General features: G+C 37.7%; 1 protein-coding gene and 1 pseudogene. Both read right to left on the bottom strand.

Going from position 1 to position 957, the window contains the following annotated elements:
* Positions 1-12: 12 nt before the first annotated feature.
* Positions 13-471, bottom strand: a complete 459-nt coding sequence (locus HP459_RS23145; protein WP_171936949.1) for a hypothetical protein — start codon at positions 469-471, stop codon at positions 13-15.
* Positions 464-957, bottom strand: a pseudogene (locus HP459_RS23140) (chromosome partitioning protein ParB); the annotation flags it as partial. The pseudogene HP459_RS23140 and the gene HP459_RS23145, both read right to left, overlap by 8 nt.

Raw genomic sequence — 957 nt, 5'->3', positions numbered from 1 at the left:
GTTATGGGTAATTTAACTTTGCTGCTCATTGTTGCATTTATCCTTAACCAGTTCGATTAATTCATGATTGGTAGTCATACGAGACTGAAATCCAGTAAAAAAAACCGCTATATCAAGGTGATATGGGTAATTAACTCTGTCGCTTTTTGAAAAATCCAGTGCGACTCTTTTATAGTCCCCAATATTTTTAGAAAGTAACAATTGCATTACGTAATTACATTGCAATGCAGTTCCTTTTGTTGCTGCCCAAACAAGAATATCATCGAAGTTAAATTTCTGACTTTGTTTGATGCCTTTGTCTAATGCTATGAAAAACTTTAGCCTGGCCTGATTATAATCGAACGCACCATCAACGGGATCATTACAACGAACGCCCTTAAGAGGGCGCTTGTCGAAACTCAATTCCCAAAGGTTTAGTTCAGGAATAAAGGAGTAATCGTGTTGGCTAGCCAGTCTAAATAACTTAGGCATTATCTTCCAGCGTGTCTTTGTCTGTTTTGGGTTCTGAAAGTTCTTCTAAGCGACTTTTGAGAAGAACCTCAATATCTTCATCAGGATTATCGAGGTCTTCTGGATTAAGACCCAGTAATTCTAAAATTGTATTGCAATGTGAACGTGAGAACGAAAACTTAATAGTTGGTTCTTTTTCAACTACCGGCTTTGCTTTATTAAGTAGCTCTGTGAGTACCTTTTTCGGTTGCTCGCCACCCTCACAACGTTTGAATAATTCTTTCGCGTCTAAATCGTTTAATTTAGCCAGCTTACTAATAAGGTTCAAATCGTTGATATATGAATACTGCACTGGCTTTTGTTGTGCTCGGGTGAGTTTAAAGACACCGAGATATTTACTTACAACGGTTTTATTAGACAAGCCGTGAATAGCCATTAGTGTTTCAGTATCTGCGCCGTTGTCTTTATCTGTTTTAATAGACGAGGCACGTTCCCAGATATTTAAAC

It is taken from the genome of Enterobacter sp. CM29 (assembly GCF_013179605.1).
Classification (GTDB): domain Bacteria; phylum Pseudomonadota; class Gammaproteobacteria; order Enterobacterales; family Enterobacteriaceae; genus Enterobacter; species Enterobacter intestinihominis.
Note: the sequence above shows the minus strand (reverse complement) of the source record. Positions and strands in the feature narration are given on the sequence as shown.

Coding starts and splice junctions, on each gene's coding strand:
- HP459_RS23145 (WP_171936949.1), bottom strand. CDS start 471: ATGCCTAAGTTATTTAGACTGGCTAGCCAACACGATTACTCCTTTATT.